The following is a 24,833-nucleotide window of genomic DNA, read 5'->3' as shown; positions in this document are numbered from 1 at the left end:
CCGGCCTCTCCCGACCACCCCAAGAGGAGCCATCATGCGACTGTCTCACTTCTTCATGCCGACCCTCCGGGAAGCCCCCGCCGAAGCGGAGGTGATCAGCCATATCCTGCTGCTGCGCGCGGGTTACGTCCGCCAGCTGGCCGCGGGCATCTACTCCCACCTCCCGCTGGGACGCCGGTCCCTGCTCAAGATCCAGCAGATCATCCGCGAGGAGATGGACGCCATCGGCGGCCAGGAATTCCACCTGCCGGCCCTGCACCCGGCGGAAGTCTGGCAGGCCACCGGCCGCTGGGAAGTGATGGGGGACAACATGTTCCGCCTGAAGGACCGCTGGGGCCGCGACCTCTGCCTGGGGATGACCCACGAGGAGATCTTCGCCTGGATCGCCCGCAACGAGGTTCGTTCCTATCGCGAACTGCCCCAGATCTGGTACCAGATCCAGACCAAGTTCCGGGACGAGCCCCGGCCGAAGTCCGGCCTGCTCCGGGTCCGCGAGTTCACCATGAAGGACTCCTACTCCTTCGACCTGACCTGGGAAGGCCTCGACGCCGCCTACGAGAAACACCGGGTGGCCTACTGCCGGATCTTCAGCCGGGCCGGCCTGGAATTCTTCGCCGTGGAAGCCCACTCGGGCGCCATGGGCGGCAGCCGGTCCCAGGAATTCATGGTCCGCTCCGAGGCCGGGGAGGACCTGGTGGCGCACTGCGACGCCTGCGGTTACGCGGCGAATCTCGAGAAGGCCCAGTCCGTGCTGGCCCCGGTGGAGGACACGGACCCGCCCTCCCCGCAGCCCGAGCGGGTGGCGACCCCGGAGAAGCACTCCATCGAGGACGTGGCGGCCTTCCTGAACACCTCGGCGAACCGCCTGATCAAGACCCTGGTCTACATGGTGGAGTCGAAACCCTGCCTGATCCTGATGCGGGGCGACCACCCTCTCAACGAGATGAAGCTGGAGGGCGTCCTGGGAACGTCCGTTTTCCGCCCTGCCCTGGCCGAGGAGATCATCGAGGCCATGGGGTGCCCCGCCGGAAGCCTGGGGCCGGTGGGGGTCCAGGGGATCCGGATCCTGGCGGACCGCGCCCTGATCGGCCGGAAGAACATGACCACGGGGGCCAACGTGGACGGTTTCCACATCACCGGCGTCACGCCGGAGGTCCACTTCAAGGCCGCCTACCACGACCTGCGCAGCGTCGAGACCGGCGAGGCGTGCGTCGAGTGCGGCAAGCCCCTCGAGGTGGTGAAGACCATCGAGGTCGGGCACATCTTCAAGCTGGGGACCAAGTACAGCGATTCCCTGGGCGCCCACGTCCTGGACGCCGACGGGAAGGCCCACCCCATCATCATGGGGAGCTACGGGATCGGCGCCGAGCGGATCCTGGCCTCCGCCGCCGAACTCTGGTACGACGACAAGGGCATGATCCTGCCCATCTCCATCGCGCCCTTCGAGGTGATCCTGACCCCGGTGAGCACCGACGAGGAGGTCTTGAGCGCGGCCGAAAAACTCTTCGGCGAGCTGAAAGGGCTGGGCGTGGACGTCCTCCTGGACGACCGGAACGAGCGGGCGGGCGTGAAGTTCAACGACGCCGACCTCATCGGCATCCCCCTTCGCCTCACCCTGGGGCAGAAGAAGGTCCGCCAGGGGCTGGTGGAACTCACCGTGCGCAAGGACGGTGATCGCTCCGACGTTGCCCTGGACCAGGCCGCCCGGCTCGTGGCGGACCGGGTTGCGGCGATGAAGGCGGAGTTGCGGGCCGAGGCGGACCGGTTTTGATCCTGAGGGATGGGCCCTTGGGGTCGGCGCAATCGTGATCGCGACGGAACCGCCGGCCGAAGCACCCGGGCCCGGAGTCCGGAAGCAGGGCGATCGCGACGGCGACAGCGATTGCGACAGCGATTGCGATTGCGACAGCGATTGCGATACCGATACCGATACCGATACCGATGAAGATGACTGGAGCACCTTGGTGGAGAGGATGAAAACAATGGCGCCCCCCGAGGGCAGGAGAGAGAGAACGTGAACCAACTACCCCTCATGGAAATCACGCTGAACGACAACTGGCGGATCAAGGTCAAGAAGGGGCTCAACATCCTCCAGATCCTCGAGAAACTGGACAAGGTCTCCCCCCTGCCGGTGGTGGCGGCGAAGATCAACAACCGGCTCACCAACCTCCGCCACAAGATCAGCCTGGACTCCCGGATCGAGTTCATCGACTGCGCCCACCCCGAAGGGTACCGCGTCTACCAGAGTTCCCTCTCCTACCTGGCGGCCATGGCCGTCAGCCGGGTTTTCCCGAACGCTGCCCTGAAAGTGGAACATAGCCTCAGCAAGGGCCTTTACTGCGAGGTCCTCAAGGACACCGTCCTCACCGAGGAGGAACTCGGCCAGATCGAGCGGGAGATGCGCGAGATCGTCGACCAGGACCTCCCCGTCGACAAGGTGAAGACCTACCTGGACGAGGCGCTCCTCTTCTTCCAGGAGACCAACCAGCAGGACAAGGTCCGTCTCTTCCGCTACTCCAACCCCCACACGGTGGACATCTACTACTGCGAGGAGTACCAGAACTTCTCCGACTGCCCCCTGGTCCCCTCCACCGGCTCCCTGAACCTGTTCAAGCTCTATTACTACCACAATGGCTTCATCCTCACCATGCCGGAGCCTTACACCGACTGGGCGGAGCCGTCCGTGGTCACCGCCGCCACCGCCGTCCCCGAGTTCTCCGAGCAGCCCAAGCTGTTCAAGATGTTCCAGGAGTACGGGCGCTGGCTCAAGATCCTCGGCCTCGAGGACGTGGGCGCGCTCAACGAGTGCGTGGTGGCGGGCAAGCACGAGGAAATCATCCGCCTGAGCGAGGCGCTCCAGGAGAAGAAGATCGCCCGGATCGCCGACGGGGTGAGCACCTCCCGCATCATCCTCGTGGCCGGCCCCTCGTCCTCGGGCAAGACCACTTTCTCGAAGCGGCTCGCCGACCAACTCCGGGTCAACGGGCTGGAGTCCATCGTGATCTCCCTGGACGACTACTTCCTCGACCGGGTGAAAACCCCCCGCGACGCCGCGGGCAACTACGACTTCGAGAGCCTGCGGGCCCTCGACGTCGGCCTGCTGCACGAACATTTCGCCGCGCTCCTGGCCGGGGAGGCCGTGAACGTGCCCCGGTACAGCTTCCACAAGGGCTGCCGGGTCCCGGAGACCCGGGAGATCCGCCCCCACGCCCACACCGTGCTCCTCTTCGAGGGAATCCACGCCATCAACCCGGAGTTGTACCAGGGGCTGCCCTCGGACCGCATCAGCCGCGTCTACGTGTCGCCGCTGACCACCCTGAGCATGGACAGCCACAACCGCATCCCCACCACCGACGTGCGGCTCCTGCGCCGCATCGTGCGGGACAACCTCTTCCGCAACTACAGCGCCCTGGAGACCCTCCAGCGCTGGCAGTCCGTCCGCCACGGCGAGACCAAGTACATCTTCCCCTACCAGAAGGACGCCGACTTCTTCTTCAACTCCGCCATGGTCTACGAGCTGGCCGTCCTCAAGCGCTTCGCCGAACCGCTCCTGTACCGGATCAGCATCGAGCACCCCGAGTACAGCGAGGCCCGGCGCCTCCTCAAGTTCCTCTCTTACTTCCAGGACATCTCCCCCGACCACGTGCCGTCCACCTCCCTCCTCCGCGAGTTCATCGGCAAGAGCGGGTTCGTGTACTGAAAATCGTTCCGTTCCGGAGGGACCATGGTCCTGGACACCGTGAGAAAAATCCTGCAAGCCCTGTGGAAGCACCAAGTTCGATATGCCCTGGTGGGAGGGATCGCACTGAACCTGCACGGCATCTCCCGCAACACCCTGGACATCGACCTGCTCATCCCGGAGGACCCGGACAACCTCGACAGGCTCAAACAGGCCCTGGACTATGTTTTTCAAGACCCGTCCATCCAGGAGATCAGTGCTTCGGACCTAGCTTCCTACGCTGTCATCCGTTATGGGACCCCGTCCGATTTCTACATCGATATCATCCTCCGGCTGGGGGAAATGTTCTCCTTCGAAAACGTCGAGACAGAGCAGGTCCTGATCGAGGGCTGTCCCGTCTCGCTGGCGACCCCCGACGCGCTGATCCGGATGAAATCGGGGACCATGAGGCCCCAGGATGCTGCTGATGCCGTCTGCCTCCGGGAGAAGTACAAGCTGCCCTAGGGACGATCACATGCCGGTCACCAAGTTCAAGACCTTCGAGGAAGCCCGCCGCGCTCTGGACGGGGAACGGCCGGACGAAGCTTATTCTCGCCGTCTGGCTGTGCTGTGGGAAGTCTCGGGTTCCCTGTGTCCCCTGAAAGTCCGGCGAGGCGTGGAAAAGTTCCGAACTTCGGAAGAGGCGTTTGAATCCCGTCGACGATGGGTACTGGAACCGATCACGTCCCGGCCGGGCTCCCCTGCGGCCGACCCTGGCCTCACCGCGACCATCGAACCGGGTTGCCGGATCGAACTGGCGGAGGGGGACATCACCCTCCAGGACACCGACGCCGTCGTCAACGCCGCCAACAGCTCCCTGACGGGCGGCGGCGGGGTGGACGGCGCCATCCACGCGGCGGGGGGGCCGGCGATCCTGGAGGACTGCCGCCGGGTCGTGGCCCGCCTCGGGCGGCTGCCGGCCGGCCAGGCGGCGATCACCACCGGCGGGCGATTGAAGGCCCGCCACGTGATCCACACCGTGGGGCCCGTCTGGCGCGGCGGGGCCCACGGCGAGCCGGAGGCGCTGGCCTCCTGCTACCGGGAAAGCCTGAAGACGGCCCTGGACCACAACCTCTCCTCGGTGGCGTTCCCGTCGGTCAGCACGGGGATCTATGGTTACCCCGTGGAAAAGGCCGCCGCCGTCGCCCTGCAGACTGTCCGGGACTTTTTGCTCGCCCACGGCGCGCCGCCCCTCGTCCGTTTCGTCCTGTACGACCCGCACACTTTCCGGGCCTACGCCGCCGCCCTGGAAATCGTGAGCAGGGGCTGACCCCTCCTGCGAAGAGAGGAATCATGCGGTTGGAAGACACTTCCGGACCAAAGCGGCCCGGCGAACCTCCGTACGGAGGAAACCCATGAACCTTTCACCCTTGATCGCGGAGGTGGTGGAACCGGTCATCGTCGATGTCAACCGGCGGGCCGCCGAGCGTCGCCGGCAGGGGCGCGAGGTGCTCGACCTCGGCCAGGGCGTCCCGGACCTGACGCCCCCCGAGGATTGCCTGGCCGTTCTCCGGCATCGCCTCGCCGAGCCACAGATCCACCGTTACGCCCCCGACCCCGGCCTCCCCGAGCTTCGCGAGGCCGTCGCCGAGGACCTCCGCCGCCGCACGGGAGTGGAGATCGACCCTTCCGCGGAGGTCATCGTCACGGTGGGGGCCAACCACGCCTTCTGCCAGGCCGCCCTGACCTGCCTGGGGCCCGGCGCGGCCGTCGCCCTCCCGACGCCCGCCCACTTCAACCACCCGATGGCCCTCCAGATGCTGGGATTCCGCACCGTGGAGTGGCCCATGCGGCTGGAGAAGGGCGCTTTCCGGCTCGACCTGGACGCCCTGCCGACCCTGGCCGCGGCGGGAGTCCGGGGCGTGGTCTGCGTCAACCCCAACAACCCCACGGGGGCCGTCTACCCCCGGGAGGACGTCCGGCGGCTCGTGGAGTGGGTCCGGGACCACGGGCTCACCCTCTTTTACGACGAGGTCTACCACCTCCTCGACTTCAGCGGGCTCCCTGCCCCCCACCCGTTCCAGGTGGACGGCGGGCGCGAGTGCACCGTGATCCTGGGGAGTTTTTCCAAGGTCTTCGGAATGACGGGCTGGCGGGTGGGCTACCTCGCGGCCCCGGCCGCGGCGGTCCGGGAGATGCTCAAGGTGCAGGACACCCTCGTGATCTGCGCCCCCCGCCCGGCCCAGGTCCTGGCGGTGGAGTGCCTCCGGCGCCACCCGGATTTCCCCGCGGGCTACCGCCAGGCCCTGCGTCAGCGGGCCGCGTTTTTGGCCGGGGCCTTCGCCGGGGTGCCGGGCGTCACCTGGCACCCGCCGTCGGGGGCGATCTTCGGCATGCTCGGGGTGACGGGTTGCCGGGACTCCCGGGCGCTCGGCCTGGACCTCCTGGAGGCCGAGGGGGTCGTGACCATCCCCGGGGCCGCCTTCGGGCCTGCCGGGGAAGGAATGCTGCGGGTTTCGTTCGGGTTCGCGGACGAGGCGGTGCTGGGGGAGGCCTGCGTCAGGATCGGCCGCCGCCTTGAGGCCCACCGGAGCCGGTAGAGCCGGAGGGAGACGGGAAAGGCCGGGAACGGAAGGGCGGGCGGGAGCCGCCCTGGGGGCGCTGCCCGAAGGGCTTTTTGAAGGGGGGCTCGCCCGGGGGCTGGCGGAACTTGTGGTACTCCTTCTCCTCGGCGTGGAGCACGGCGTGGTTGAGCACCATGATGGAGACGAAACGGTCCAGCCGCAGCTCGAAGTCGAACTCGGTCGCCCACCGGATCACGCCCTCCATCTTCTCCCCGGTCAGCAGCTGGATCCGGACCGACTTCCCCTCCCGGAGGGCGGAGAGGTCCACGCTCGGCCGCATGGACGGCTTGTAGGCCGGTTTTTCGCCCGCGGGGGCCTCGGCCTTGATGTACTCGGGCAGCTGGTTCCGGAGCCGGGCATTGTAGACGTAGGCGGTGTCGATCTTCTCGATGTAGCGCAGACGGCTGTGGATCTCGAGCAGCACGTTGAACTTGCGCACCCTCAGGATTTTCCCGACGAAGACGCCGAGGTCGAAGGTCCGAAACGCCATCAACCACCGGCGCGTCCGGGCCTGCAGCAACCAGGAGACCCCCTGGTTGAACACGGGCCGCTCCAGGGTGAGAGCGTACTCCACCGTCCACTTGCCCTTGAGGATCATCTTCGCGGAATAGAGGGCGATGCGGTGTTCCTTTGCCAGTGCCTTGATGGCTTCCTTGTCGATCTTGGGCATGCGTCTTCCCGTTTTCGAGATCATCCCGGCCCCGATCCCGGCGCCGGCACGGACGTAACCGGGCAGTTTAGAGGAATCGCCGCGAGGTGTCAAGAAAAAGATTGTTATTTCATGGCTTATGCATTAAAGTCCTGCTATCCCGAACGGAGGTGGCCCTGTGCGTTTCCCGATGATGTTACTGCTTTTCCTGACCGCCGGCCCCGTCTGCGCGGATGTCGTCGTCTTCCGGAGCGGGGAGCGGGTGACGGTGGAAAACCTGGTGATCCGGGACACGGAGATCACCTACCTCATCGACGGCCTGCAGGCCACCGTCCCCCTGGACCTGGTGGATCTCGACCGGACCCGGGAGGCCAACGCGAGCGGCGTCCCGAAGGCCGCCCCCCTCCCCGCGACGCTCCCCCCGACCCTGGCGCCCGACGCCCCGGGCTACCCCTTCCCCAAGCGGGGGTCCGTCCGGGGAGAAGAGGCCGTCCGCCTCGTCGCCGGCTGGGAGGCGGAGATCGCGAAGCAGGTCCGGGCCCTGAAGGGTGAATTGCACGGCACGGACGCCGTGATCACGGTCCCCTTCCGGCGCTGCGAGGGCCTGATCTGCCTCGAGGGGCTCCTCAACGGCCGACTTCCCGCGTTGTTCGTCCTGGACACCGGTGCCGCCGTTTCCTCCGTCACCCGTGCCACGGCCCGCAAGGCCGGGATCCGCATCCGCTCCGACTTCCGGGTCGGCATCTCCACCGCCGGGGGTGTCACCCTGGCCGACTGGGGGGTCCTCGAATCCCTCCGCATCGGGGACCTGGAACTGAAGAACGTCGCCGTCCTGGTGGTGGACGGCGCCCCCGACAACCTGGTGGGCCAGAACCTGCTGTCCCACTTCGTCGTCACCCTCGACTTCCCCGCCGCCTTTCTCCGCCTCGCCGTGAGCCCTGCCGACACGGAGGCGGGGGGAAACGCGAAGGAACAGGGACGCAAAGACGACGGCGAAGAGTGAGAACGGTTCAAGACGCCCGCCGAATCTGTCACTGCAGAGAATACCCTTGAGAATCAGACGGTCAAACCGGAGGGCCGGCGCCTGGAGAGAGAATCTCCCAGGGATAGCACAGGCCCGGCCGCGCCGGATTTTGCGTGAAATTCCACCGCCCGTGGTTTAAAATCCTCTGATTTCATTGGTGGAGGCAGTACGACCCATGAGCACCGAACCCAACAAGATCATCTACTCCATGATCGGCGTCAGCAAGTACTACGACAAGAAGTGCGTCCTCAAGGACATCTACCTCTCCTACTTCTACGGGGCCAAGATCGGCGTCCTGGGCCTCAACGGCTCGGGGAAGAGTTCGCTCCTCAAGGTCCTGGCCGGCGTGGACACCGCCTTCAACGGCCAGACGGTGGTGGCCCCGGGCTACACCATCGGCTACCTGGAGCAGGAGCCGAGGCCGGACCCGGCCAAGACCGTCCGGGAAGTGGTGGAGGAAGGCGTCGCCGAGACCGTGGCCCTGCTCAAGGAGTACGAGGCCATCAACGAGAAGTTCGGCGAGGAGATGACCGGGGACGAGATGGAAAAACTCCTCGCACGCCAGGGGGCGGTCCAGGACCAGCTGGAGGCCCTGGACGCCTGGGACCTGGACAGCCGCCTGGAGATGGCCATGGACGCCCTCCGCTGCCCCCCGCCGGACACGCCGGTCAAGGTCCTCTCGGGCGGCGAACTGCGCCGGGTGGCCCTCTGCCGGCTCCTCCTTCAGAAACCGGACATCCTCCTCCTCGACGAGCCCACCAACCACCTGGACGCCGAGACCGTCGCCTGGCTGGAGCAGCACCTCCAACGCTACGAGGGGACGGTCATCGCCGTGACCCACGACCGCTACTTCCTGGACAACGTGGCCGGCTGGATCCTGGAGCTGGACCGCGGCGAGGGAATCCCGTGGAAGGGCAACTACTCGTCCTGGCTGGAGCAGAAGCAGGCGCGGCTGGCCCAGGAGGAGAAGGCGGAGACCAAGCGCCGGAAGGCCCTGGAGCGGGAGCTGGAGTGGGTCCGCACCGCGCCGAAGGCCCGCCACGCCAAGAGCAGGGCGAGACTGCAGGCCTACGAGGCCATGGTGTCCCAGGAGAGCGAGAAGCTCGCGCCGGAACTCGAGATCTACATCCCGCCCGGCCCGCGGCTCGGCAACGTGGTCATCGAGATGGAGGGCGTCTGCAAGGGTTACGGCGACCGGCTCCTGGTGGAGGACCTCTCCTTCGCCGTCCCGCCCAACGCCGTGGTGGGAATCATCGGCCCCAACGGCGCCGGCAAGACCACCCTCTTCCGCATGATCACCGGGCAGGAGAAGCCCGACCGGGGGACCATTCGCGTCGGGGAGACGGTGCAGCTGGGCTACGTGGACCAGTCCCGGGCCCTCGATCCCGACAAGACCATCTGGGAGGAGATTTCCGGCGGGTCCGACGTGGTGCCTCTCGGGAAGGAGCTGGTGAACTCCCGGGCCTACGTGGGCCGCTTCAACTTCTCCGGGCAGGACCAGCAGAAGAAGGTGGTCTGCATCTCGGGCGGCGAGCGCAACCGCGTGCACCTGGCCAAGATGCTCAAGGAGGGCGCCAATGTGCTCCTGCTCGACGAGCCCACCAACGACCTGGACGTCAACACCATGCGGGCGCTGGAGGAGGCCGTCCAGAACTTCGCGGGCTGCTGCCTCATCGTCTCCCACGACCGGTGGTTCCTCGACCGGCTGGCCACCCACATCCTGGCCTTCGAGGGGGAGAGCCGGGCCGTCTGGTTCCCCGGCAACTACTCCGACTACGAGGCCGACCGCCGCGCCCGACTCGGCGCCGCCGCCGACCGCCCCCACCGCATCACCTACCGGAGGCTGACGAGGGGGTAGGGGGGGCTGTAGTACCGGCAAAGTAAAATCGTTGCCAAATCGCGCAAGATCTTGGGATCGATCTTTCGAAACGTCGGCCGAGAGCGGAAGTTGCGGCCGACAGGGTCTTTCTTAGCGGTCTTGGCGCCTTGGCGAGAATCGATCCGGATCTGGCTCTCGCCAAGGCGCCAAGACCGCATAGAAAACCCATTAACCAGGGATGCAGCCATGGGGCAGGAAAGACGCCTTCACCGGAACGCCGTGCCACCGGGAGAAAGCCTGGGCCCTTCGAACTGAAATCTTTGGCCTTCTTCATCGCCGGTGCGGAGATTTGGCAAGATGAGTCGGTGGGCTCCCTCCGCTTTCGGAGCGGGGAAACCCGAGGAGAGGACGGAGGGAATCCCGGTCGCGTTGTCCGGCCTGCCCCGGGGCTGAAATGCCCCGTTTGTGCCGATCCGGGTCCGGAATCCACGTATCCGGTCTCTCGCAAAGACGCCAGGACGCAAAGCCTCGCAAAGGAATCCCCCTTTTCCGCTTCCGGCTTTGCGAGGCTTGGCGTCTTTGCGCCTTTGCGAGAGGTAGAGGCCGCCTGTTTTTTTATTCTGGAGAATCCGGATGATCCGTGTCCGTCCGTGTTCATCCGTGGTTCCTTTTCCGGTTTGCCCGGGGTGGGCGAGAAACGACAATCCCGTTGTTTCGCGGCGCCATCCCTGCTAAAGTAAGGAAGGTTACCATTACACTGCACCCGGAGGGAGTCGGACATGTGTGAACGCTCTCGGGCCGGCGGGCCGAATGACCCCCGCGATTCGGGCGGTCCTCCCGCGCCCCCTTCCACCCCCGGACCGTCGACGGTGCGGGAGTGCAACACGGAACCCTCGATCCCGCAGACGTTGACCGGCCGATCGACCGGGACAGGCCGGGAGGACCTTGCACCCCTGCCGTCCACGCCTTTCACCGGCCTGCCCGGGGAAACCCGTATCGAACACGAACTGCGGGCCGAGCGCAACTTCATCGACGCCATCCTGGAAACCACCGGGGCTTTCATCGCCGCCCTGGACCCGCAGGGGAGGTTCCTTCGCGGCAACCGGGCCTGTGAGACACTGACCGGGGTCCCCTTCCCCAACCTCATCGGACGCTTCTTCTGGGATTTCGCATCGACGGTCGCGGAGGCCGGCCGACTCCGGCAGGAGTTTCAACGGACTTTGACCGAACCCGGAACCCGGGAGATCGTTTCCGCCTGGTTCGACCGCACCGGGGCAACCCGTCATGTCCTCTGGCATCTGAACTGCCTCTGCACCCAGGAGGGTGAACCCGAGTACCTCATCGCCTCGGGGTTGGACATCACCGAGGCGGTGCGCCTGCGGCAGGAGCGCGAACTGCTCATCAGCCAGCTCCAGGACGCCCTGGCCCGGATCAAGACCCTCCGGGGCCTGATCCCCATTTGCGCCGGCTGCAAGAAGATCCGGGACGACCGGGGCTACTGGCACCAGGTGGAGCAGTACGTTTCCGAGCATTCCGAGGCGGAATTCAGCCACGGGATGTGCCCGGAGTGCATCAAAAAATTCTACCCGGAGTTCTATGACCGGGTGATGGCGGCGACGGCGTCCCCTCCCGCCCCTCCATCGGCATCATCAGCAACATCGGTATCGGTATCGGTATCGGAATCGCAATCGGAATCGGTATCGGTATCGCCATCGCCATCGGACTCGGGCTCGGGCTCTGGAACGGCATAGGCCGGGGGTCGATGCCGGGCCCCCGCGCCCGGTCGCGGACCCGGCGTCGGTTGAACCATCGGTTTCGTGGATTCCGTGCATTTCGTGGGTCCGGATCGGGGGTGGGTTTGGGGTTGGCCGGGGGGGGGAGTGCGAGACCGATAGCGATGGCGATAGCGATTGCGATACCGATAGCGATACCGATAGCGATACCGATAGCGATACCGATACCGATACCGATACCGATAGCGATAACGATACCGATAGCGCTAGCGATAGCGAGGAAAGAGGCGGGGATGAAGATTGGGATCCTTTGTCACCCCACGTACGGCGGCAGCGGCATTGTGGCCTCGGAACTGGCGAAGCGGCTCGCCCGCCGGGGGCACACCGTCCACCTGTTCAGCTACGCCCTGCCGGTCCGGGTCCCCGTCGGCCACGAGAACGTTTTTTTCCACCGGGTGGAAGTCTCCGCCTACCCCCTCTTCCGCTACCCCTCCTACGACCTCGAACTGGCGGCCCGAATCGTGGACGTGGCCCGAAATCGCGGCCTGGACCTTCTCCACGCCCACTATGCCGTGCCGCACGGCGTCAGCGCCCTGCTCGCGAAGGACATCCTGGCCGACGAAGGCGCCCGGCTCCCCGTGGTCACCACCCTCCACGGGACCGACATCACCATCGTGGGCTCCCAGCCTTCCTTTTCCCCGGTCACCCGGCACATCCTCGAACGCTCCGACGCCCTGACCGCCGTCAGCCGTCACCTCGCCGACGAGACGGCCGCCGTTTTCGGCACCCGGCGCCCCGTGGAGGTGGTCCCGAACTTCGTCGACCCGGACGTGTTCAAGCCCCGCCGGCCAGGGGAATTCCGGCGTCGGCTGGCGGCGAAAGGCGAGAGGGTCCTGGTCCACCTCTCCAACTTCCGGCCCGTCAAGAATCTCCCCCGGATCATCCGGGTGTTCGGCCGGGTCCTGGAGAGGGTGCCTTCCCGCCTCGTCCTGGTGGGGGACGGGCCCGACCACGACCGGGCCGTCGAGACGTGCCGCACCCTGGGCCTCGGCGACCGGGTCGTCTTCCCGGGGATGCAGCTGAACGCGGCCGAGTACCTGGCGGCCGCCGACCTCTACCTCCAGGCCAGCGACACCGAGAGTTTCGGGCTGTCGGCCCTCGAGGCCATGGCCTGCGGGGTCCCGGTGGTCTCCCCCGCGGTGGGCGGGGTTCCCGAGGTGGTGGCGGACGGGGAGACCGGTTACCTGACCCGCCCCGGCGACGAGGCCATGATGGCGGACGCGGCCGTCCGCCTCCTGACGAAACCGAAGCTCCGCCGGCGTTTCGCGCGGGCGGGCAGGGCCCGCGCCGTGGAGCGGTTCTCGCCCGACCCGGTGGTGTCCCGTTACGAGGCCGTCTACGAGAAGGTGCTCCGGGCCTCCGGGGGCGCCCCCGGGCCGCTCTGCCCCGAAGCCGGGCCCGGAGGGTCGCCATGACGCGGCATGCCCTCCTCCGAATCCCGGTGCTGGTCGCGTTGACCCTCCCCGCAGCCGTTGGTTTGTGGGGGCAGGCCCCGCGTCCCGTCCCGTCGGAGATTGCCCGGGAGTGGTCTCCGGAAATCGCGCCGGCGTCCCCGGGGTCGCTCCGGCTCCGCGTCCGGTTCCTGCTCCCGTCCGGGGCCGATCCGCCGGCCGCCGCCGGGGGCGTTCCCGCCCTTGCGGCCGACGGGAAACCGGCACTTCGCCTGGAGACGGTCTCCCGTTCGGGCTCCGCTCCTCCGGTTCACCGCAGCCGCCGCCTGGCGCCGGGCCTGCTGCGGGTGGTGGGTTTCGACGCGGACGGCGCCGAGTGCTGGCGCGGCCTGGTGAGGGACCCCCGCCCCCTCCGGGTGGAAGCCACGGGCGACCCCGGCCGGTTGAGCCTGCGGGAAGGTCTTGGGGACGATGCGGTCGCCGACGTCGTCCTCCCCGGGGACTGCCCCGTGCACCGCCTGGAGATCTACGCGCCGCGGTGGGACGGCACGGAGCACCGCCCGTTCCTCCTCGGCTGGGTGGAGGTCCCCCGTGTGCCCTGAACTCCCGTTCCCGGATCGTTTTCGCCCCTCCGCCTGCGCCCGCGTCGTGTGGTTCCTGCTGGCCCTGTGCGCGGCTGCCGCCCCCCTCCGCGCCGAGGCGGTCACCACGGTCCTGGACAACGGCAGCCCGTCCAGCCGCGTGGACATCGTGATCCTCGGCGATGGCTACACCGCGTCCCAGATGACCCGATACGCCGCCGACGTTCAGCGGATCGTCCTCTTCGGGTTCTTCCATTCCCGTCCCTTCGGGGATTACGAGGTCTATTTCAACGTCCACCGCATCGACGTCGTCAGCGACGAGTCCGGCGCCGACAACCCGGCGGAGGGGATCTACCGCGACACGGCCCTGGACGCCTCCTTCTGGTGCCTGGGCCGGGAGCGGGGGCTGTGCGTGAACACGCAAAAAGTCCGGGAGGTCTTGAACCGCAGTGTCGACGCCGACATGCAGGACATCGTCCTGGTCCTGGTGAATGACCCGAAGTACGGCGGTTCCGGGGGGGCCTATGCCGTGATCTCGACGAACGGGGCGTCCCTGGAACTGGCCCTGCACGAGATCGGGCACAGCTTCGGCCTCCTGGGCGACGAATACGCCGAGTACGACTGCACCGCCCCGACCGAGCCGGGGTACCCCAACGTCACGGCCGAGACCCGGCGGGACCACATCAAGTGGAACGCGGGCGGGGGGCCGCCGACGGGGTGGATCGACCCCGCGACCCCGGTCCCCACCGACGACCTGGCCCAGGGGGAGCCCGGGCTCTACGAGGGCGCCGGCTACTGCTTCACCGGCCTGTACCGCCCCACCCTGGACTCGAAGATGCGGACCCTGGGCAAGCCCTTCGACCCCGTCAACGAGGAGCAGCTCATCCTGCGGATCTACGACCTCGTTCACCCCATCGAGGCCCGAAGCCCTTCGGCCTCCACCCTGAAAACCCACCTCCTGGGGGACCTCGCCTTCACCGTCACCACGGTGCAGAATGCCTGGGACAGCGTGCAGACCGACTGGTTCGTCAACGGGGCCCTCGCCGGCGCCGGGACGGCGTTCTATTTCAACCCGCGGCAGTGGGGCCCCGGCGCCTGGACCGTCCGGGCCGAGACCCGCGACCGGACGCCGTCCGTCCGGTACGACCCGGAGAACCTCCTCTACGGCTTTACCCAATGGCAGGTGACCGTGGGCCCCGCCGGCGACCTGAACCAGGATGGCGGGGTGGACACGCGGGACCTCGCCGTTCTCCAGAACACGGTGGCCGGCCGAATCGCGCCGGGGACGGACCCCTGCCTCTGCCCCGCCTGCGGCGACCTGGACTCCGACGGAAGCCTCACCGCCGCCGACGTGGCGTGGTTCGCGGGCTGGTTCGCGCGCTGAACGGGGGAGGAAGGCAGGAGACAGGAAGAAGGGGATCGGGGAGCCGGCGGAGCGGGAAAAGCGCATCCTGGGGAGTGCGGCGCGCAGGCTGCCGGAGCGCCGCTTTGATCGCGCCGCGCAGGTTGCCGGAGCGGCGCGGGCGGCGAGTTTTATCGTGCCGGCCCGGCCCGTGACGGGGTTATCGTTTCCGCCACGCGCGGTCCCTTTGGTCCCTTTGGTCCTTTTGGTCCTTTGGTCCCTTGGAGGCCGGATTCCCCGGTTCCCGTCCCAAGAATCCCGAATCCGGAATTCTGCCTTCTTGAATTCTTCCCCGCCCCGGCATAAAATGCCCCCAGTACCCCTGACGGGACGCGGGGAGCGCAACCGGACGGAATCGACGCGCGGCATTCCCTCTCCCCCTTGCAGCGCGCGACGCGTCGGACAACAGGGGCAACAGATCACCCAGGAGGAGCATCATGTCGAAAAAAGTCTTGACCGCCACGGAAAAGGCCTTTGCCAAGGTCGCCAGCCAGGGGATCCGGGACATCCTCGTCCAGGCCCGTTACGAGCCGGTCTTCCTCGAGAACTACAAGGACCCGAAAGATCTTCTCGCCGCCGTGGCGGACGTGGACGCCCTCATCGTCCGCAGCGACCTGGTGACCCCCGAGGTCCTGGCCGCCGCCCCGAAGCTCAAGATCGTGGTGCGCGCCGGGGCCGGCTTCGACAACATCGACCTCAAGGCGTCCACCGAGAAGGGCGTCGTGGTCATGAACACCCCCGGCCAGAACTCCAACGCCGTGGCCGAGCTGGTCTTCGGGATCATGCTGAACCTGGCCCGCCAGGGCTACACCGGCAAGTCCGGGACGGAACTGCGCGGCAAGACCCTGGGCATCCACGCCTACGGCAACATCGGCCGCTGGGTGGCGAAGATTGCCGCCGGCTTCGGAATGACGACGCTCGCCTTCGACCCCTACGTCCCCGCGGACAGGATCGCGGCCGAGGGCGTCAAGGCCGTGACCACCGCCGCCGCGCTCTACGAGGCCTGCGAGTACGTCTCCCTGCACCTGCCCAAGACGAAAGAAACGGTCAACTCCATCAACTTCGAGCTGATGTCGAAGATGAAGCCCGGCGCCACCCTCATCAACACCGCCCGGGCGGAGGTGGTGGACGAGGCCTCGCTGGTCAGGATGTTCGAGGAACGGAAGGACTTCATGTACGGCGCTGACGTGGAGCCGGCCTGCAAGGCGACGCTCCTCGAGAAGTTCCCGGGCCGCTGCTTCTTCACCCAGAAGAAGCTGGGCGCCCAGACCGAGGAGGCCAACATCAACGCCGGCCTCGCTTCCGCCCGCCAGATCGTGGACTTTTTCGAGAAGGGGGATGTGAGGTTCAAGGTCAATTAGGCTGTAGGGGTTTAGGCTGTAGGGGTTTAGGTCCGGAAGAGAGGCGAGGAGCAGTCAGAATGCGGGATCATACCAAGCTCAGGGCGTTTGAACTGGCCGATGAGGTCGCGATCCTGACCTATCAGATCACGAGGACCTTTCCCAGAGAAGAAGTCTACGGCCTGACTTCCCAGATGCGGAGAGCGGCGGTTTCGGCAGCTTCGAACATCGTCGAGGGATGTGCCAGAGAGTCGGGATCGGAATACCTCCGTTTTTTGACCATGGCGTTCGGCTCCCTTCGGGAGTTGCACTACCAGGTCGGACTGTCGAACCGTCTGGGATATTTAAGTACAGAGCAGAACACCATATGCATCAACAAGATTGATGAGGCCGAGAGAGTTCTCGGGGCACTTATCCGTTCGATACGCCCCAAGGTCAGAGGCGATCAGGCTAAACCCCTACTGCCTACAGCCTAAACACCTTTTTGCGAGGTTTTCACCCATGTCCAACCCGAAAGCAGAGTGGGCCGTGATCGTGGATCTCCTGCGGGAGATCAACCCGACGGTGCTGAACCGCATCGGCCGCAAGATGATGAACTACCTCTTCAAACGCAACGTGAAGGAGGCGGAGGACCTCATGCTCCGCCTCAACGAGGCCACGGAGCGCCGCCTGGAGGAGGTGAACTACAACCCCAACGAGCCCTCCCCCCGCGTGGAGCTCACCCAGCTGGAAAGGTTCATCGACGAGGTCTTCAACATCGCCTCCCAGGTCCTCGACGACGAGGAGATCGCCACCATGATCAGCCTCTGGATGAAGCAGGACCAGCTCCTCTTCTTCACCAACGCCATCGAGCGCCGCGACTGCTCCCTGGCGGAGATCACCGACGCCATCCACCGCTACACCCTCATCCCCGACGCCTCCCGCTGCTTCTCCCCCGACGAGAGCAACGGCATCCGCGCCGCCCTGATCCGCCGCTTCCTCAGCGAGAACCTGGAGTACATCAACACCACCAAGAAGCATGTCTCCATCACCGACTTCCAGGACCTCGTCTCCCGGACCATCGGCCCCTCCCGCGGCAACGGCAAGCTGGGCGGCAAGGCGGCGGGCCTCTTCCGCGCCGAGCGGATCCTGCGCTCCACCATCGAGAGCCAGTCCGACTACATCGTCCTGCGGAACCTGACGGTCCCCAAGACCTGGTACATCACCTCGGACGGCATCATCGACTTCCTCCACTACAACGCCCTGGAGGAGGTCCCCAGCATCAAGTACCGGAACACCTCGGAGATCCGCAAGGAGTTCGGCTACCTGGAGCAGATCTTCAAGAACTCCCCCCTCTCCCCCGGGATCGTCACCAAGCTGAGCCTGGCCCTGGACGACTTCGGCGACAGGCCCATCATCGTCCGCTCCTCGAGCCTCCTGGAAGACAGCCTCGGCTCCGCCTTCGCCGGCAAGTACAAGAGCCTCTTCGTCCCCAACGTGGGGACCAAGACCCAGCGCCTGGCCGCCCTCTCCGACGCGGTGGTGGAGGTCTACTCCAGCATCTTCGGCCCCGACCCCATCGAGTACCGCCGCGAGCGCGGACTCCTCGACTTCAACGAGGAAATGGCCATCGTCATCCAGGAGGTGGTGGGGCGCCGGGTGGGCAAGTACTACTTCCCCGCCTTCGCCGGCGTCGCCATGAGCCGCAACGAGTTCCGCTGGTCGCCCCGCATCAAGCGGACCGACGGCATCATCCGCCTCGTGGCGGGGCTCGGCACCCGGGCGGTCGACCGCGTGGGCGACGACTACCCGACCCTCATCTGCCCCGCCCAGCCCGGCCTGCGCGTCAACGTCACCCCCGAGGACATCCTCTACTACTCGCAGAAGAAGATCGACGTCATCAACATGGAGACCTGCCGCTTCGAGACCCTCGACCTCGGCTTCCTCCTCCAGGAGTGCGGGAAGGACTTCCCCGCCATGTCCCAGGTCTTCTCCATCTACCGGGACGGCCAGATCCTCCCCACGGTGGGCAACATGATGAACCTCAACGACGGTATCCCCACCGTCACCTTCGCCAACCTGATCCAGCGCTCCCCCTTCATCCCCGAGCTGAAGGCGATGCTCAAGGTCCTCGAGGAGGCCCTCGGCTACCCCGTGGACATCGAGTTCGCCTTCGAGGGGGACGTCCACAAGCCCTACCTCCTCCAGTGCCGCCCCCAGAGCATGGGGGACATCGGGGTCACCGTCCCCGTCCCCCGCGACGTGCCCGAGAGCGACCGGCTCTTCTCCGCGAATCGTTTCGTCACTTCGGCACAAATCGAAGGGTTGGAGTACGTGGTTTACGTGGACCCGCTGGCTTACGACGCCCTGCCCACCATGGACGACCTGGTGGCGGTCGGCAAGCTGGTGGCCGAGCTCAACTCCAAGCTGCCCACCCGGAAGTTCCTCCTGATGGGGCCGGGCCGCTGGGGCAGCCGCGGCGACATCAAGCTGGGCGTGCGGGTCACCTACAGCGACATCAACAACACCGCCATGCTCATCGAAATCGCCAAGACCAAGAAGGGCTACGTTCCGGAACTTTCCTTCGGGACCCACTTCTTCCAGGACCTGGTGGAGGCCAACATCCGTTACCTGCCCCTCTACCCCGACGACAAGGGGGTTTTCTTCAACGAACCGTTCTTCAGGGAGTCGGCCAACCTCCTGCGGAAGTTCGTGCCGGGCGCAAAAGCGCTGGAGCACGTGGTCAGCGTCATCCACGTGCCCCGCGCCGCCAACGACGCCACCCTCTCCGTCATCATGGACGGCGACAACGACCAGGCCCTGGCGTTTTTAAAACGCGGGTAGAATCCCGCTCCGGTGGAATGGCCCGGCGGACCGGACCTGAGTTACGACACGCTTTAGCTCGAGAGCTGCCCGGAGCCCGGGACCGGGCGCCCGGCGGCGGCATCCGAAGCTGCCGCCGTCGGGCCGGCCCAAGCGCTTCGGTCGCCGGAACCGGTCGACGACGAGTTCGAGATCACGCGGGAAAAATGACGCAGGGGTGACCCATGGCGAGAAACACCATCTTGTTGTTTGTTTTCATCCTGTTCGGCCCGGTCGTCGGAGCCTCGACCCCCGTGGCGAACGCCCCCGGCGACGCCGCGGCCCTGGGCGCCACGGTGCTGCCCGGCGGCGGCGTGGTGTTCCGCGTCTGGGCGCCCAACGCCAAGAGCGTGTCGGTGGAGGGAAGCTTCTCCGGGTCCCCCGCCGCCATGACCGAGGTGGGCGGCGGGATCTGGCAGGCCACCGTCCCGGGCGCTCAGCCGGGGGACAGCTACAAGTACCGCATCCTGGGGTACTTCAACAACAACCTCTTCAAGATGGACCCTTACGCCCGGAAAGTCGAGCACTCGGCGGGCTGGTGCTACGTCTACGACCCGGCGGCCCATGCCTGGCAGGACGCCGGCTTCACGGCCCCCTCCCCCGACCGCTGGGTGATCTACGAGATGCACGTGGGGACCTTCAGCGGGCGCAACGACGGCGTGTCCAACTCCCCCGCCACCTTCCGGGACGCCCTCGGCAAGGTCCCCTACCTCGTCGAGCTGGGCGTCAACGCGGTGGAGGTCCTCCCCGTGGGCGAGTTCCAGGGTGAGCGGTCCTGGGGTTACAACCCCTCCCTCCCCTTCACCCCCGAGAGCACCTACGGCGGGCCCGACGGTTTCAAGGCCTTCGTGGACGCCTGCCACCAGGCCGGGATCGCCGTGGTCCTCGACGTGGTCCACAACCACTACGGCCCGTGGGACCTGGACCTGTGGCAGTACGACGGCTGGTACAACACCAGCTCCCCGGCGGAGTACCGCGGGGGGATCTACTTCTACAACGACTGGCGCGCCGACACCCCTGGGGTGACACCCGGCCGGACTACTCCCGGGCCGAGGTCCGCCGCTTCATCCTGGACAACACCCGGTACTGGATCCAGGAGTTCCACGTGGACGGCCTCCGCTGGGACGCCACCCTCTACATCCGCCAGAAGGACGGCACCGACCTCATGGACGGCTGGAACCTCCTCAAGGAGATGAACACCACCTTCGACACGGAGCACCCCGCCGTCTTCATGATCGCCGAGGACCTGCAGAACTACGGGGAGATCACCGCCCCCGTGACGTCCAACCCGCCGTGGTCCATGGGGTTCGACTCCCAGTGGCACGCCCGGTTCGTCCACACGCTCCGGGCCGCCATCAAGCCCGCCGACGACAACACCCGGAGCATGACGTCCGTCCGGGACGCCATCGTCCCGTCCTACCAGAACACCGCCACCCACCAGGTGATCTACACCGAGAGCCACGACGAGGACGCCAACGGCAAGCAGCGGGTCCCCTCGGAGATCGACAGCGCCGACCCGGACAGCTACTGGGCCCGCAAGCGCTCCACCCTGGGGGCGGCGGTCCTCTTCACCGCGTGCGGCGTGCCCATGATCTTCATGGGCCAGGAGTACCTCATGGACGGCTGGTGGGCCGACACCGACGGCTCCGGCGGCTCCTACGACGGGCGCATCAACTGGGCCTACAAGGCCGCCTACGCCGGCATCTTCACCCTGTACCAGGACATGATCCGGCTCCGCAAGGCCCACCCCGGGCTGCGCGCCTCCAACATCAACGTCTTCCGGGTGGACGACACCCAGAAGGTCCTCTGCTGGCACCGCTGGAACGCCGGCGGCGGCGCCGACGACGCCGTGGTGATCGCCAACTTCCGGAACGAGTCCCGGAGCGCCTACCGGGTCGGGCTGCCCTTCGCCGGGCGGTGGGTGTGCGTCTTCCACGGCGACAGCCGCCGCTACTCCGCGGACTTCCAGGACGCCGAGGGTCACTACGTGACCGCGGACGCCCAGCCCCAGGACGGGCTCGGCTACAGCGCGAACGTCGTGATGTCGCCCTACTCGGTGCAGGTCTACGTCCCCGAGAGCGCCTGGAAACCGTACCTGCCCTACGGCGACATGAACCTCGACGGGGTGGTGGACGCCCAGGACATGGTCCTGCTGGCGGGCTGGTACGCGGCCAACGGCACCTGCGCCCCCGACGCCCGCTGGATGGACCTCGACGAGGACGGCAAGTCCGACCTCGCCGACCTCGCGGTCCTGGCCCTCTACCTTGACGGCACCCTTCCCGGCCTCCCCCTGAGGCCCTGAGCGCAGGGCCTCTCGCCGGGGCAGTGTTCAACGCCGGCCACGGTGGCGTAGGGCAGTTGGACTGTCGTTGAAATCGGCTCCTTCTCTGCCTTCAATCTGATCGTGTTTTCCTGGAGGTGCGACCATGGCGAGCCGTCTCTTTGCCCGCAAACCCCTGGCACTGATCCTGGCCGATACCGAGGAGCAGCACGGGGGCATGCAGCGACGGCTCGGCCGCTTCGACCTGCTGGCCATCGGCATCGGGGCCATCATCGGCGCCGGGATCTTCGTCCTGTCGGGTGTCGCCGCCCGGGACGCCGGCCCCTCGGTGGTCCTCTCCTTCGTCCTGGCCGGCCTGGCCTGCGCCTTCGCCGCCCTCTGCTACTCGGAACTGGCCGCCTTCATCCCGGTGGCGGGCAGCGCCTACACCTACACCTACGCCTCCCTCGGCGAGTTGGTGGCGTGGGTGATCGGCTGGGACCTCGTCCTGGAGTACGGCATCGGGGCGGCCATGGTGGCCAGCGGTTGGTCCAAGTACGCCCTGGGAGTCCTCGAGAGCATGGGGATCCGTTTCCCCGTCTGGCTGGCCAACGACCCCTGGAGCGTGGCGGGGGGCTTCATCGACCTCCCCGCCCTGCTCCTGGTGATGGGCCTTACCGGCCTGGTGTTGGTGGGGATCCGGGAGAGCGCCCGCCTGACCCGGGCCCTGGTCGTCGTGAAGGTGACGGTGGTGCTGGCGGTCATCGTCGTCGGGGCCTTCTACGTCAACCCCGCCCACTGGAACCCTTTCATGCCCTTTGGCGCGGCCGGGACCCTCGGGGCGGCGGCCCTGGTCTTCGTGGCCTACCTGGGCTTCGACGTGGTCTGCACCACCGCCGAGGAGGTGAAGGACCCCCAACGCAATTTGCCCGTCGGCATCATCGGGTCCCTGGTGATCTGCTCGGTCCTCTACATCGGGGTCTCGGTGGTGCTGACCGGCATGGTCCCCTACACCGAGATCCAGCCCGGCGAGCCCATCGCCCAGGCCTTCCAGAGCGTCGGGCTCCGCTTCTTCTCCGCGATCATCGCCGCCGGGGCCATCGCCGGCCTGACCAGCGTCCTGGTGGCCAACCTCATCGCCCAGCCCCGGGTGCTGCTGGCCATGTCCCGCGACGGCCTCCTGCCCCGCTGGGCCTCGCGCATCCACCCGCGCTTCGGCACCCCCACCGCCACCACCCTGGTTTCGGGGACGCTGATGGGATTGGCCGCCGCCTTCGTCCCCATCGAGCAACTCGCTCACATGGAGAGCATCGGGACCCTCTTCGCCTTCATCCTGGTCTGCGCCGGGGTCTTCATCCTGCGGAGGACCGACCCCGACGCCCCCCGCCCCTACCGCGTGCCCTTTTTCCCCTTCACCCCCGTCGCGGGGGTCCTCATCTGCCTCGTGCTGATGTTCAGCCTCTCCCGGGAGTCCTGGTTGCGGCTCCTGGTCTGGTTCGTCATCGGCCTGGTCCTCTACCTCGCCTACGGACGCCGTCACAGCCGGGTGCGAACCCTGGGCCCTCCCCCGCTCTCCGCCCCCTGTTCCCCGGACGAAAAACAGGAGCAGGAAGTACGGTGAAAGCCTGCGTTTCCGGCCCGCAAACCTCATGCGTGAAGGACCAAAGGACCAAAGGACCAAAAGGACTTAAAGGACTTAAAGGACAGCAGACCCAACCGTCGAGGGTACGCCGTCATTTTGGTCCTTTACGTCCTTTGGGTCCTTTGGTCCTTTTTAAATCCCGCCAGGTCCTTCAGAACGGGCGAGAACGACAGCCTGTCGACCATCACGGAGGGAACCGGGAAGCGGCCGCCGGTGCCCGGCCCTGCGCCATGGCAGGTTGCGGCGCGCTACTCCGTCTGCCGCTTGAAACCGACGGCCGAGACCGCCCAGGCCAGGGCCAGGACGGCGAAACCCACCACGGCGGGGACCATGGCCTCGGACAGCCCGGCGTAAAAGTGCTGCACGGCCGGTCCGCCGATGAGTTCCGGGGTGGCCTTCGCGGCGTTGAAGCAGGCGCAGCCGACCCCGCCGCAGGCGGCGCTGAGCAGGGCGAACACCACCGCCGCGGACAGCGGGCGCAGGATGGAGAGCTTCCGCTCCGTGGGCCGAACCGCGAAGGAGACGGCGTACGTGAGCAGGAAACCGCACAGCACCAGGATGAACGGCACGTGGAAAAGGGCGTTGAATACGACTTCCATGACAACCTCCCATATCGATCTCACCCGTATAGAACGCCGGAGGTCGGAAATCGTGACCGAGCCGGACAAAAACAGGCAGGAATCGCAGGAGTATCATGTAAAATTCCCGCAGTGAACGGACTCGTGCAAACAAGAGTGAAAAGAACAGCGAAGGGACTCCTGTCAGGTTTCCCCGATCTGAATAAACGGAATTCAACACGAACCACAGGAACTCCAGACGGCCCTGACTCGTCCTGAAGGGACGATGGATCTGAGCCGGGGACCGCACTCCGCTTTCCGAATGAAAATCGGTCACGCCGGTGGCCTCTCCGGCGTTATAGTCGCAGGGAAGGTGTTCCGGAGGACGGGTACCGTGACGGAAACCACGGACAAAGAGCGGCTGGTTCGGTTGAAAGCCGGCGACGCGTCGGCGTTCGACGAGGTGTTCGACGCCTGGCGGCCGCGGCTCTTCGCTTTTCTGGTGCGCCTGTGCGGGCGGCGGGACCTGGCGGAGGACCTGCTCCAGGAAACCTGGATCCGCCTGGCCTGCCGGGCCGTGGACCTGCGGGAGGACACGTGCCTGGGCCCGTGGCTGTTCCGGGTGGCCCGCAACCTCTACTACAGTCACCTCCGTTCCCGGAACCGGGACGCCGGCCGGCTGGGCGAGGTCTTCGCCTTCCACTGGCCGTCCGCCGCCACCCGGACACCGCTGGAGGAACTGTCGGCGGGGGAACGCGGGCGCCGGCTGGAGCGCGCCGTGGCCGCGCTGCCGCTCATTTACCGCGAGATGGTCCTGCTGGTGGGGGTGGCGGGGATGAGCCCGTCGGAGGCCGCCGCCGTGGCGGGGCTGACACCGGAGGCCGCGCGCAAGCGACTTTCCCGCGCCCGCGAGAAACTGGCCGGTCTGATGGAGGAGGGCTGAAACATGATGAAGCCTGGCAAGGAAGACGATGCGAAGTGGTTGACGGAACTGTCTGCGCTCCCGGCCCTCGACGTTTCGGCTGAAACGGCGCGGGAGCTGAGATATGAGACTCTCACGATGCTCCGGAAACGCACCCGGCGCCTCGGCTTGGCCTTTCCGGCCTGGGGCCCGGCGACGCTGCGCCTCGCCGCCCGCATCGCCGGCAGCATCCTCGGGGCCGGTTGGCTCTTCTGTGCCCTGATGCGTGCCGTCCAGTTCCTGGGAGCAAGGTAAAACGGGGTCCCCTCGCTTCGAGGGGACCCGTTTTTA

Annotated in this window: 20 protein-coding genes and 2 pseudogenes; 20 read left to right on the top strand and 2 right to left on the bottom strand. The window is 66.8% G+C overall.

Annotated features, from left to right (window positions below; genetic code table 11):
* Positions 1–34: 34 nt before the first annotated feature.
* The 5 genes from KA419_06110 to KA419_06090 all read left to right on the top strand — a co-directional run bounded on the left by KA419_06110 (position 35) and on the right by KA419_06090 (position 6,258).
* Positions 35–1,771, top strand: a complete 1,737-nt coding sequence (locus KA419_06110) for a proline--tRNA ligase (protein ID MBP7865505.1) — start codon at positions 35–37, stop codon at positions 1,769–1,771.
* Between the two features lie 243 nt (positions 1,772–2,014).
* Positions 2,015–3,700 carry a nucleoside kinase gene (locus KA419_06105; GenBank protein ID MBP7865504.1) on the top strand — a complete coding sequence of 562 codons (1,686 nt, stop codon included), beginning with the start codon at positions 2,015–2,017 and terminating at the stop codon, positions 3,698–3,700.
* 24 nt (positions 3,701–3,724) lie between these two features.
* Positions 3,725–4,183, top strand: coding sequence for a nucleotidyl transferase AbiEii/AbiGii toxin family protein (locus KA419_06100; GenBank protein MBP7865503.1), 459 nt, complete (start codon positions 3,725–3,727; stop codon positions 4,181–4,183).
* A gap of 10 nt (positions 4,184–4,193) precedes the next feature.
* Positions 4,194–4,988 carry an O-acetyl-ADP-ribose deacetylase gene (locus KA419_06095; GenBank protein MBP7865502.1) on the top strand — a complete coding sequence of 265 codons (795 nt, stop codon included), beginning with the start codon at positions 4,194–4,196 and terminating at the stop codon, positions 4,986–4,988.
* Between the two features lie 85 nt (positions 4,989–5,073).
* Positions 5,074–6,258 carry a pyridoxal phosphate-dependent aminotransferase gene (locus KA419_06090; protein MBP7865501.1) on the top strand — a complete coding sequence of 395 codons (1,185 nt, stop codon included), beginning with the start codon at positions 5,074–5,076 and terminating at the stop codon, positions 6,256–6,258.
* Here KA419_06090 and KA419_06085 read toward each other — a convergent pair.
* Positions 6,218–6,952 carry a hypothetical protein gene (locus KA419_06085; protein MBP7865500.1) on the bottom strand — a complete coding sequence of 245 codons (735 nt, stop codon included), beginning with the start codon at positions 6,950–6,952 and terminating at the stop codon, positions 6,218–6,220. The genes KA419_06090 and KA419_06085 overlap by 41 nt on opposite strands.
* Before the next feature lie 169 nt (positions 6,953–7,121).
* Between KA419_06085 and KA419_06080 the strand changes: the two genes are divergently transcribed.
* From KA419_06080 to KA419_06020, 13 genes and pseudogenes are all read left to right on the top strand, one after another.
* The gene (locus KA419_06080) at positions 7,122–7,934 is read left to right on the top strand and encodes a retroviral-like aspartic protease family protein (protein ID MBP7865499.1); all 813 of its coding nucleotides are present in this window, start codon (positions 7,122–7,124) and stop codon (positions 7,932–7,934) included.
* A 196-nt stretch (positions 7,935–8,130) separates the two neighbouring features.
* Positions 8,131–9,813, top strand: coding sequence for an energy-dependent translational throttle protein EttA (gene ettA, locus KA419_06075; protein ID MBP7865498.1), 1,683 nt, complete (start codon positions 8,131–8,133; stop codon positions 9,811–9,813).
* A 740-nt stretch (positions 9,814–10,553) separates the two neighbouring features.
* Positions 10,554–11,525, top strand: a complete 972-nt coding sequence (locus tag KA419_06070; protein MBP7865497.1) for a PAS domain-containing protein — start codon at positions 10,554–10,556, stop codon at positions 11,523–11,525.
* 275 nt (positions 11,526–11,800) lie between these two features.
* A complete protein-coding gene (gene bshA / locus KA419_06065; protein ID MBP7865496.1) occupies positions 11,801–12,982 on the top strand; it encodes an N-acetyl-alpha-D-glucosaminyl L-malate synthase BshA in 1,182 nt (393 codons plus the stop codon).
* Positions 12,979–13,560 (top strand): hypothetical protein, encoded by a 582-nt coding sequence (locus KA419_06060; protein ID MBP7865495.1) that lies wholly within the window; start codon positions 12,979–12,981, stop codon positions 13,558–13,560. Before bshA ends, KA419_06060 begins: the two co-directional genes overlap by 4 nt.
* On the top strand, positions 13,550–14,923 hold the full coding sequence (locus KA419_06055; protein ID MBP7865494.1) for a hypothetical protein: 1,374 nt from the start codon (positions 13,550–13,552) through the stop codon (positions 14,921–14,923). The genes KA419_06060 and KA419_06055 overlap by 11 nt, the downstream gene beginning before the upstream one ends.
* A 455-nt stretch (positions 14,924–15,378) precedes the next feature.
* Positions 15,379–16,302, top strand: coding sequence for a 3-phosphoglycerate dehydrogenase (locus tag KA419_06050; protein MBP7865493.1), 924 nt, complete (start codon positions 15,379–15,381; stop codon positions 16,300–16,302).
* A 59-nt stretch (positions 16,303–16,361) separates the two neighbouring features.
* Positions 16,362–16,757 carry a four helix bundle protein gene (locus KA419_06045; GenBank protein ID MBP7865492.1) on the top strand — a complete coding sequence of 132 codons (396 nt, stop codon included), beginning with the start codon at positions 16,362–16,364 and terminating at the stop codon, positions 16,755–16,757.
* 25 nt (positions 16,758–16,782) lie between these two features.
* Positions 16,783–19,104 carry a PEP/pyruvate-binding domain-containing protein gene (locus KA419_06040; GenBank protein MBP7865491.1) on the top strand — a complete coding sequence of 774 codons (2,322 nt, stop codon included), beginning with the start codon at positions 16,783–16,785 and terminating at the stop codon, positions 19,102–19,104.
* 203 nt (positions 19,105–19,307) lie between these two features.
* Positions 19,308–19,634: pseudogene (locus KA419_06035) on the top strand (hypothetical protein).
* Positions 19,620–20,033 (top strand): annotated as a pseudogene (locus KA419_06030) (1,4-alpha-glucan branching protein). The pseudogenes KA419_06035 and KA419_06030 overlap by 15 nt, the downstream one beginning before the upstream one ends.
* A gap of 17 nt (positions 20,034–20,050) precedes the next feature.
* Positions 20,051–21,424: an alpha amylase C-terminal domain-containing protein gene (locus KA419_06025; GenBank protein ID MBP7865490.1), complete on the top strand. Its 1,374-nt coding sequence runs from the start codon at positions 20,051–20,053 to the stop codon at positions 21,422–21,424.
* Positions 21,425–21,548: 124 nt separating this feature from the next.
* Positions 21,549–23,003 carry an amino acid permease gene (locus tag KA419_06020; protein MBP7865489.1) on the top strand — a complete coding sequence of 485 codons (1,455 nt, stop codon included), beginning with the start codon at positions 21,549–21,551 and terminating at the stop codon, positions 23,001–23,003.
* 269 nt (positions 23,004–23,272) lie between these two features.
* Here KA419_06020 and KA419_06015 read toward each other — a convergent pair whose 3' ends face one another.
* Positions 23,273–23,623, bottom strand: a complete 351-nt coding sequence (locus KA419_06015) for a hypothetical protein (protein ID MBP7865488.1) — start codon at positions 23,621–23,623, stop codon at positions 23,273–23,275.
* Positions 23,624–23,975: 352 nt separating this feature from the next.
* Between KA419_06015 and KA419_06010 the strand changes: the two genes are divergently transcribed.
* Positions 23,976–24,524, top strand: a complete 549-nt coding sequence (locus tag KA419_06010) for an RNA polymerase sigma factor (protein ID MBP7865487.1) — start codon at positions 23,976–23,978, stop codon at positions 24,522–24,524.
* A 3-nt stretch (positions 24,525–24,527) separates the two neighbouring features.
* Positions 24,528–24,797 carry a hypothetical protein gene (locus tag KA419_06005; GenBank protein MBP7865486.1) on the top strand — a complete coding sequence of 90 codons (270 nt, stop codon included), beginning with the start codon at positions 24,528–24,530 and terminating at the stop codon, positions 24,795–24,797.
* Positions 24,798–24,833: the final 36 nt, after the last annotated feature.

Source organism: Acidobacteriota bacterium, from assembly GCA_018001935.1.
In the GTDB taxonomy this organism is placed as follows: Bacteria; Acidobacteriota; JAAYUB01; order JAAYUB01; family JAAYUB01; genus JAGNHB01.
This window is presented reverse-complemented; position numbering and strand designations above follow the sequence as displayed.